This is a genomic window from Streptomyces sp. SA15 (genome assembly GCF_002291145.1).
Taxonomy (GTDB): domain Bacteria; phylum Actinomycetota; class Actinomycetes; order Streptomycetales; family Streptomycetaceae; genus Streptomyces.
Genome location: NZ_NTGE01000064.1, coordinates 1 through 9,079, shown reverse-complemented (window position 1 = coordinate 9,079; position 9,079 = coordinate 1). Strand labels below are relative to the sequence as shown.

General features: G+C 71.5%; 7 protein-coding genes. 1 reads left to right on the top strand and 6 read right to left on the bottom strand.

Annotated features, from left to right (window positions below; all coding sequences use genetic code 11):
• Positions 1-1,971: MinD/ParA family protein (locus CLM62_RS11245; protein WP_095749693.1), on the top strand; the 1,971-nt coding region annotated here is incomplete at its 5' end.
• A 97-nt stretch (positions 1,972-2,068) separates the two neighbouring features.
• Here the strand turns inward: CLM62_RS11245 and CLM62_RS11240 are convergent.
• From CLM62_RS11240 to infB, 6 genes are all read right to left on the bottom strand, one after another.
• Positions 2,069-3,022, bottom strand: coding sequence for a bifunctional riboflavin kinase/FAD synthetase (locus tag CLM62_RS11240; protein ID WP_095749692.1), 954 nt, complete (start codon positions 3,020-3,022; stop codon positions 2,069-2,071).
• Between the two features lie 142 nt (positions 3,023-3,164).
• Positions 3,165-4,895, bottom strand: coding sequence for a serine protease (locus tag CLM62_RS11235; protein ID WP_257003801.1), 1,731 nt, complete (start codon positions 4,893-4,895; stop codon positions 3,165-3,167).
• A 277-nt stretch (positions 4,896-5,172) separates the two neighbouring features.
• A complete protein-coding gene (truB, locus tag CLM62_RS11230; protein ID WP_095749691.1) occupies positions 5,173-6,078 on the bottom strand; it encodes a tRNA pseudouridine(55) synthase TruB in 906 nt (301 codons plus the stop codon).
• Positions 6,075-6,521 (bottom strand): 30S ribosome-binding factor RbfA, encoded by a 447-nt coding sequence (gene rbfA / locus CLM62_RS11225; protein WP_095749690.1) that lies wholly within the window; start codon positions 6,519-6,521, stop codon positions 6,075-6,077. The genes truB and rbfA overlap by 4 nt, the downstream gene beginning before the upstream one ends.
• Positions 6,522-6,581: 60 nt before the next feature.
• A complete protein-coding gene (locus CLM62_RS11220; protein ID WP_095749689.1) occupies positions 6,582-6,875 on the bottom strand; it encodes a DUF503 domain-containing protein in 294 nt (97 codons plus the stop codon).
• 196 nt (positions 6,876-7,071) lie between these two features.
• Positions 7,072-9,079 (bottom strand): translation initiation factor IF-2 (gene infB / locus CLM62_RS11215; RefSeq protein ID WP_107483776.1); only part of this gene is annotated, 2,008 nt, incomplete at its 5' end.

Genomic DNA, 9,079 nt, shown 5'->3' with positions numbered 1-9,079 from the left:
TTCCAGCCCCAGGCGCCGCAGCCCGCGCCGAACGCCTGGAACCAGCCCGCCGCGCCTACGCCGCCGACGCCGCCGAACCCGGAGACCCCTCCAGCCCCTCAGGCCCCTCCGCAGCCCGGCTACGGCTTCCCGCACCCCGGCACTCCCGCACAGCAGCCGCCCCCCGCGCAAGGCGGTTACGGCTTCCCCCAGCCGCCGGCACCCAACGCCCAAGGCGGATACGGCTTCCCGCAGCCCCCTGCCCCGAACGCACAGGGCGGTTACGGCTTCCCGCACCCGGGTGCACCCGGCGCCCCCACCCCTCAGGCACAGCCCGCCCAGCCCGGCCCCAACCCGAACGCCAACCCCCCGGCCCAGCCCGGCGGATACGGCTTCCCCCAGCCACCCGCGCACCCCGGCCAGCCCGACCCCAACCCGAACGCCAACCCCCAGGCCCAGCCCGGCGGATACGGCTTCCCCCAGCCGCCCGCACACCCCGGACAGCCCGGCCACCCCGGACACCCGGGCCAGCCGCCCAACCCGGCGCAGCCGCACCCCGCCGCTCCACAGCAGCCCGACGCCCAGCAGCCCCCGCAGGGCCAGCCTCCGCACGGCCAACCCCCGCACGGCCAGCCGGCAGTAGACCCCCGCACCGGTGCCGCCTGGCCCCAGGCCATGCAGCACGATCAGCGGCAGCCGAGCAACCCGGGTGCGGCGCCCCTCGGTTACACGGCGGCCGTCGAGCTGTCCTCCGACCGACTGCTCAACAACAAGAAGCAGAAGGCGAAGAGCAGTCGCCCGGCGGCCGGCGGCGGCCGGTTCAAGCTGGGCGGGAAGAAGGAAGAAGCCGAGCGGCAGCGGAAGTTGGAACTCATCCGCACGCCCGTGCTGTCCTGCTACCGCATCGCGGTCATCAGCCTCAAGGGAGGCGTCGGCAAGACGACCACGACCACGGCTCTCGGCTCCACGCTCGCCACCGAGCGGCAGGACAAGATCCTCGCCATCGACGCCAACCCGGACGCCGGTACGCTCGGCCGCCGCGTGCGGCGCGAGACGGGGGCCACCATCCGTGACCTCGTCCAGGCGATCCCGTACCTCAACTCGTACATGGACATCCGGCGGTTCACCTCCCAGGCGCCGTCCGGCCTGGAGATCATCGCCAACGACGTCGACCCTGCCGTGTCCACGACCTTCAACGACGAGGACTACCGGAGCGCCATCGACGTACTCGGCAACCAGTACCCGATCATCCTCACCGACTCCGGTACGGGTCTGCTCTACAGCGCCATGCGCGGTGTGCTCGACCTCGCCGACCAGCTCATCATCATCTCGACGCCGTCCGTGGACGGTGCGAGCAGCGCCAGTACGACGCTGGACTGGCTGTCCGCGCACGGGTACGCCGACCTCGTCTCACGGTCCATCACCGTCATCTCCGGTGTCCGCGAGACCGGCAAGATGATCAAGGTCGAGGACATCGTGGCGCACTTCGAGACCCGGTGCCGGGGCGTGATCGTCGTCCCCTTCGACGAGCATCTCGCCGCCGGTGCCGAGGTCAACCTCGACATGATGCGGCCGAAGGTGCGGGAAGCGTACTTCAACCTCGCGGCGATGGTCGCCGAGGACTTCCCACGGCACCAGCAGAAGCAGGGCCTGTGGACGAGCGACGGCAACCCGCCGCCGGTCGCCGCGCCTCCGATGCCGGGCCAGCAGGGTCAGCCGTACGCCCCCGGCCAGCAGGCACCGGGCCAGCCCGGTCCGTACCCGCAACAGCCCCACCCGGGCCAGCAGCCGCATCCCGGTCAGCCGGGACAGCAGCCGTACGCCCCGGGCCAGCCCTACGGCCAGCCTGGGCAGCCGCCCGCCCAGCCGGGCCAGCAGTACCCGCAGCCCGGCGGCCAGCCCCAGCACTACCCCCCGCAGCCGGGACAGCACCCCGGCTACCCCCAGCAGGAGGGGCAGACCCCACCCCCGCCACCTCCCCCGCAGCAGTAGCCGCCGCTACGCAAACGAAGGGCGGCCGGTGCCCTGAGGCACCGGCCGCCCTTCGGCGTCGTACGGACCTCGTACGGACCTCGCACGGACGAGACGACTACTCGGCGTCAGCCGCCGCCACCAGCTCCCGGCACCGCTTCACGTCCTCGGCCATCTGCTCCAGCAGCGCTTCGAGCGTGTCGAACTTCGCCTGCCCGCGGACGAAGGCCAGGAAGTCGACGGCGACATGCAGGCCGTACAGGTCCAGGCCCACGCGGTCGATGGCGTACGCCTCCACCGTGCGCTCGGTGCCGTCGAACTGCGGGTTCGTGCCGACGGAGATCGCGGCCGGCATCGCCTCGCCGTCCACATGGAGCCAGCCAGCGTAGACACCGTCGGCGGGGATGGCGGTGTGCGGGAGCGTCTCGACGTTCGCCGTGGGGAAGCCGAGCTCGCGGCCGCGCTGGGCGCCGCGGACGACCACGCCCTCCACCCGGTGCGGGCGGCCGAGGATCTCGGCGGCGCCCTCGACGTCGCCCTCGGCGACCAGGCGCCGGGTCAGGGTCGAGGAGAAGGGCTCGCCGCCGCCCGCGTCACCGGACACGTACAGGTCGACGACCTCGACCTCGAAGTCGTAGATCTTGCCCTGTTCGGTCAGGAACTCCACGTTCCCGGCGGCCTTGTGGCCGAAGCGGAAGTTGGGGCCCTCGACGACCGCCTTGGCGTGCAGCTTGTCGACCAGGACCTTGACGACGAAGTCGGCGGGCGAGAGCTTCGAGAACTCCATCGTGAACGGGAGGATCAGGACCGCGTCCACGCCCAGGTCCGCCATCAGCTCGGCGCGGCGGTGGTGCGGGGCGAGCAACGGCGGGTGGCTGCCGGGGCGGACGACCTCGCTGGGATGCGGGTCGAAGGTGACGACGACGGCGGGAACGCCCAGCTCACGGGCGCGTTCCACGGCATGCCGGATGATCAGCTGGTGTCCGCGGTGGACTCCGTCGTAGGAGCCGATGGTGACGACGCTGCGCCCCCAGTCCTGGGGGATGTCCTCCAAGCCACGCCAGCGCTGCACTGTGACCGCTCCTTGTCGAACCCGTGTCCGTCTCTCTGCCTCTTGCGCAGGTCCTCATGCGCAGGTCTAAGGGTGCCATGCCGCGCGCCCACGCCCCGCATCGGCATCGGGCTGTGACGGGACGCACGTGGATCTCGCCTGCTCACGCGGGGATTCCTACGCCGGCCAGGTTCTCGATCATCCGGCGGGCGCTGGGGCCCACCACCGCCGCCCAGTCGTCCGGGGTGCGCGGATCCCGGACCAGCAGGGCGAGCGCGCCGCCGTGCAGGGTGCGGTCGGCGGGGCAGGCGAGCAGGGCGAGGGCGGCGTGGCGCAGCAGTTCGCGGTCGCCCTCGGTGCGGACGTGCGGCGCGGTGCGCAGCCCGTACGCCACGGCGGCGACCCGCCGAGCGGGCCGTGCGTCGTGCGCCCACCGGTCGACGGCCCGGCAGACGGCCGACGGCTCGTCCTCGGCGAGTACGGCGAGCAGCTCGTCGGCGCGGCGGTGGGCGCTGTCGACGAGCACTTCGGTGAGGTCGTCCAGGGCCCGGTGGCGATGGGTGTGCAGCAGCGCCTGCGCGGCCTCCGCCACGGTCGCGTGCGGGGTCGCGGGCAGCGGTCGCTCGTCGTCGAACCAGCGGGTGAGGTGCGGTTGTACGGCGGTGGGGTCGGCGGCGAGGAGGCGGGCGGCCGCGTCGAGGTAACGGGGGGTGGTGTCCTGCGGAGGGCCGTCGGCTAGGACGAGACGGCGGAGAAGGTCGACGCGGGTGTCCTGCGGGAGCGGCAGGGCGGTCCAGAAGTCCGGCCCGAACTCGGCGGGGACGTGCCGCTGTTCGCCGCGCCAGGTCACGATCCGGTCGGTGAGCAGGAGGAGTACGGCTGTGTACGGCGTCGCGTCCGGGACGCGCAGGAGGACCTCCGCGAGGAGGCGGGCGGCCCACCAGGAGTGCGGGTCGGCGTCGAACGCGTGGGTCAACTCCTCCAGGCGGTGGGCGAGTCGGTGTGTTCCTTGCCGGCGGGCGAGGTACAGCAGGGCCTCGATGACGGGGCCGATGCACGCCGACACCCCCGGCGGCCCCTCCCGCCCCACCGAGATAGCCGTCAGTTCCAGCACGCCGGCCAAGTTGAGGTCGGCGCCGTACGCGGGGACGGTCGTCGCGTTGCGGGCGAGCAGTTCGGCCAAGGGGCCGTTCGGCGGTGGGCGGAGGGCGACCGCGAAAGCGGCGTCACCGTGGTCGTTCCGCAGTGCCGTGCCCAGGACGCCGACCACGGCGCCGGACGTCGCGTCGAGCACCGGGCCTCCCGCGACCCCGCCGCCCAGTCGCAGCGCATCCCGTCCGGCCGTGCCGATCGCCAACTCCAGGGCGTCGTCGAGGTGATGGACGCGGTGCGTGGCCGTGTACGTCACGCCGGCCGTGCCCAGTACGCGTGCCTCGCGCCAGCAGCCGGCGGGGACGCGTACGTAGGTGCCGATCTCGATCCGGTCGCGCACCGTGATGGGGAGCGGGTCCACGTCGAGGCCTTCGGTATGGATGAGGGCCAGGGACAGTTCGGGCAGTGGGGTCACCGCGTCGGCCGCCACGACGCAGCTGCGGTCGCCGACGGCGTGGAGTACGAGCCGGGGCAGGCCGTCCACCGTCTCGTGGCTGGTGACGACCGTACCGAGGTGGTCGGCCACGAAGCCGGTGCCGCGGGGGCGGCCGGCCGGGTCGTGGATGCGGACGAGGGCTTCGTCGCGCCCCAGCCCTTGTGCCTGCCCCAGCTCCAGCCCCGCGTCCGGCCCCGGGCCCTCCCCCCGTGCTTCGTGAGGCCGTCGCCGGCCGCGCGCATGCCGGGCCTGTTGGTCCGGCCGTGCGGTGCCGCTCGCGTCTTTCCGCGGGCCCCGTCCCGCCATGGTCGATCCTCCCCGCCGTACACACGTGCCTGTCTTCCCGTACGCACGTGCCTGCCTTCGAAGGTAGGCGCGAGATGATCAGCGGGACAGATCACGCGGCGAAAGCGCCCCTTTCCACTCCCCCGGTTCACTCCGAGCGCCTGCCCGGACGGGTGAATGGAGGGGGGCGGGTGGATACACCCTAGGGGTGGGGGAACCGAGGGGGGACCGTGGAGCGGCGACAGTGGAGTACCCCGTGATCGCCGCTCCACGGGCGGCCCCCCGGGGGTCCCGTACGTCAGCCGAAGACGGCCAGGCTCTTCGCCTTGCCCTTGTGCTCCTCGACGAGCGCCAGAAAGCGGCCCTCGGGGTCGAAGACGGCCACGGCACCGGCGCTCGTGTACACGTCGGGCATCTCCAGCCGCACGCCGTTCGTGAGCAGCCGGGCCCGCTTGGCGTCCACGTCCCAGCGCGGGAACGCGGCCGCGGCGGCCTCGGCGATCGGCATCACGGCCAGCTCCTGCTGGAGCTGGTCCAGCGTCCTCGCCACGTCCAGCTTGTACGGCCCGACGCGCGTCCGGCGCAGAGCCGTGAGGTGACCGCCGACGCCCAGGTCGGCGCCCAGGTCGCGGGCCAGGGCCCGGATGTACGTGCCGGACGAGCAGACCACCGACACGACCAGGTCGAGCACCGGGGTGCCGTTCTCGGCGACGGCGTCCCGGACGTCGTACACCGCGAAGGACGCGACGGTGACCGGCCGGGCCGGGATGTCGAATTCCTCACCCTCGCGCGCCCGCTTGTAGGACCGCACGCCGTCGATCTTGATGGCGCTGACCTTGGACGGCACCTGCATGATGTCGCCGGTCAGCTTCGCGATTCCGGCGTCGACGGCCTCGCGGGTGACCTGGGAGGCGTCCACCGACTCCGTGATCTCCCCCTCGGCGTCGTCCGTGACCGTGGTCTGGCCGAGGCGGATCGTGCCCAGGTACTCCTTCTCGGTCAGCGCGAGGTGCCCGAGGAGCTTGGTCGCCTTCTCGACGCCGAGGACGAGGACACCCGTCGCCATGGGGTCGAGGGTGCCGGCGTGCCCGACGCGCCGTGTCCTGGCGATGCCGCGCATCTTGGCGACGACGTCGTGCGAAGTGAAGCCCGACGGCTTGTCGACGATGACGAGGCCGTCGGGCGTGGGGGTCTTCTGGGTCATTCGGCGGCGTCGTCCTCGTCCTCGCCCGGCTTCTTGTACGGGTCGGCGTCGCCGGCGTACTTGGCACCGGCCGAGACCTCGCGCACCTTCTCGTCGGACTGGCGCGCCTTGTCGAGGAGGTCCTCGATGGTCTTGGCGGTGTCCGGCAGAGCGTCGGCGACGAAGGTCAGCGTCGGCGTGAACTTCACGCCCGCCGCCGCGCCGACCGCGGAGCGGAGCACGCCCTTGGCGCTCTCCAGACCGGCGGCCGCGGCCGCCCGCTCCTCGTCGTCCCCGTACACCGTGTAGAAGACGGTCGCCTCCCGCAGGTCACCCGTGACCCGGGTGTCCGTGATGGTGACGTGCGAGCCGAGCCGCGGGTCCTTGATCCCGCGCTGCAGCTTCTGGGCCACCACCTCTCGGATGAGGTCCGCCAGCCTTTTCGCCCGCGCGTTGTCGGCCACTGGTCCGTCTCCCGTTCTTTCCTGTCTGCGTTCTCAGGTGCGTCTAGTGCTCTTGGGCCGTCAGTCGTCTTCGCCGTGGAAGCGCCGCCTGACGGACAGCAGTTCCACCTCGGGGCGCCCGGCGACCAGCCGCTCGCACCGGTCCAGCACGTCGGTGAGGTGCCCCGCGTCGCCGGAGACCATCGCCAGGCCGATGATGGCCCTGCGATGGAGGTCCATGTGGTCCACCTCGGCCGCGCTCACCGCGTACTTGCGCTGGAGCTCGGCCACGATCGGGCGGACGACGGACCGCTTCTCCTTCAGCGACCGTACGTCGCCGAGGAGTAGGTCGAAGGACAGCGTCCCCACATACATGTGTGTAACCGGTTCACCCGCCGGTCCGGGATCGATGGCCCCGCCATTCAGCGGGCGGGGACATCAAGAACCGTACAACGAACGGGCGGGTGGCTCGACGGGATTCTTTCGCCCCCCGGGCCTGTGCCCACCCACGGCAAAACGGCGCGTTGGCCGACGGAACCGAAGTCCCGTCGGCCAACACGAACCGTCGGCGTTACGCCCGCGGCTTCTCCCGCATCTCGTACGTCGCGATGACGTCGTCGACCTTGATGTCGTTGAAGTTTCCGAGGTTGATACCGCCCTCGAAGCCTTCGCGGATCTCGGTGACGTCGTCCTTGAAGCGACGCAGACCCTCGATGTTGAGGTTCTCCGCGACGACCTTGCCGTCGCGGACCAGGCGGGCCTTGGTGTTCCGCTTGACCTCGCCGGAGCGGATGATGACACCCGCGATGTTGCCCAGCTTGGACGACTTGAAGACCTCGCGGATCTCCGCCGTACCGAGCTCGACCTCCTCGAACTCCGGCTTGAGCATGCCCTTGAGGGCCGCCTCGATCTCCTCGATCGCCTGGTAGATGACCGAGTAGTAGCGGACGTCCACGCCTTCGCGCTCGGCCATCTGCTGTGCCCGCCCGGCGGCGCGCACGTTGAAGCCGATCACGATGGCGTCCGAGCCCATCGCCAGGTCGATGTCCGACTCCGTGACCGCACCGACGCCGCGGTGCAGGACGCGGATGTCGACCTCTTCGCCGACGTCCAGCTGGAGCAGGGAGGACTCGAGAGCCTCGACGGAACCAGAAGCGTCACCCTTGATGATGAGGTTGAGCTGCTGGACCTCGCCGGCCTTGAGCACCTTGTCCAGGTCCTCGAGGGAGACGCGACGCGTGCGCTTGGCGAAGGCCGCGTTGCGCTCGCGGGCGGCGCGCTTCTCCGCGATCTGACGGGCCGTACGGTCCTCGTCCACCACGATGAAGTTGTCGCCCGCGCCCGGGACGTTGGTGAGACCCAACACCTGGACCGGCATGGCCGGGCCCGCCTCGGCGACGTTGTTGCCGTTGTCGTCGAGCATGGCGCGCACGCGGCCGTAGGCGTCGCCCACCACCATCGTGTCGCCGACCCGCAGGGTGCCTCGCTGGACGAGGACCGTCGCCACGGCACCGCGGCCGCGGTCGAGACGGGACTCGATCGAGATGCCCTGCGCGTCCTGCTTCGGGTTGGCCCGCAGGTCGAGCGAGGCGTCGGCGGTCAGGATGACCGCTTCGAGCAGCGAGTCGATGTTCAGACCCTGCTTGGCGGAGATGTCGACGAACATGGTCTCGCCGCCGTACTCCTCGGCCACCAGGCCGTACTCGGTCAGCTGACCGCGCACCTTGGTCGGGTCCGCGCCCTCGACGTCGATCTTGTTGACCGCGACGACGATCGGGACGTCGGCCGCCTTGGCGTGGTTGAGCGCCTCGACCGTCTGCGGCATGACGCCGTCGTTGGCCGCGACGACCAGGATCGCGATGTCGGTCGACTTCGCACCACGGGCACGCATGGCGGTGAACGCCTCGTGACCCGGGGTGTCGATGAAGGTGATCCTGCGGTCCTCGTCGTTGACCTCGGTCGCGACCTGGTAGGCACCGATGTGCTGGGTGATGCCGCCGGCCTCGCCCGCGATGACGTTCGTCTTGCGGATGGCGTCGAGCAGTCGGGTCTTTCCGTGGTCGACGTGACCCATGACGGTGACGACCGGCGGGCGGACCACCAGGTCCTCCTCGTCGCCCTCGTCCTCGCCGAACTCCAGGTCGAAGGACTCGAGCAGCTCGCGGTCCTCCTCCTCGGGGCTGACGATCTGAACCGTGTAGTTCATCTCGTCGGCGAGGAGCTGCAGCGTCTCGTCGGAGACGGACTGCGTGGCCGTGACCATCTCGCCGAGGTTCATCATGACCGCGACGAGGGACGCCGGGTTGGCGTTGATCTTCTCCGCGAAGTCGGTGAGGGAGGCACCGCGCGACAGGCGAATGGACTCGCCGTTGCCGCGAGGCAGCATCACGCCGCCGACCGACGGGGCCTGCATGGCCTCGTACTCCTGGCGCCTCTGCCGCTTCGACTTGCGACCGCGACGCGCGGGACCGCCGGGACGACCGAAGGCGCCCTGCGTGCCACCACGGCCACCGGGACCGCCGGGACGACCACCGAAGCCGGGACGGCCACCGCCGCCTGCCGGAGCGCCGGGACGGCCG

Bases quoted from the DNA above. Each gene is read 5' to 3' on its own strand.
- CLM62_RS11235 (WP_257003801.1), bottom strand. From the start codon at position 4,895: ATGGCGGGACGGGGCCCGCGGAAAGACGCGAGCGGCACCGCACGGCCG.
- CLM62_RS11220 (WP_095749689.1), bottom strand. From the start codon at position 6,875: ATGTATGTGGGGACGCTGTCCTTCGACCTACTCCTCGGCGACGTACGG.
- truB (WP_095749691.1), bottom strand. From the start codon at position 6,078: ATGACCCAGAAGACCCCCACGCCCGACGGCCTCGTCATCGTCGACAAG.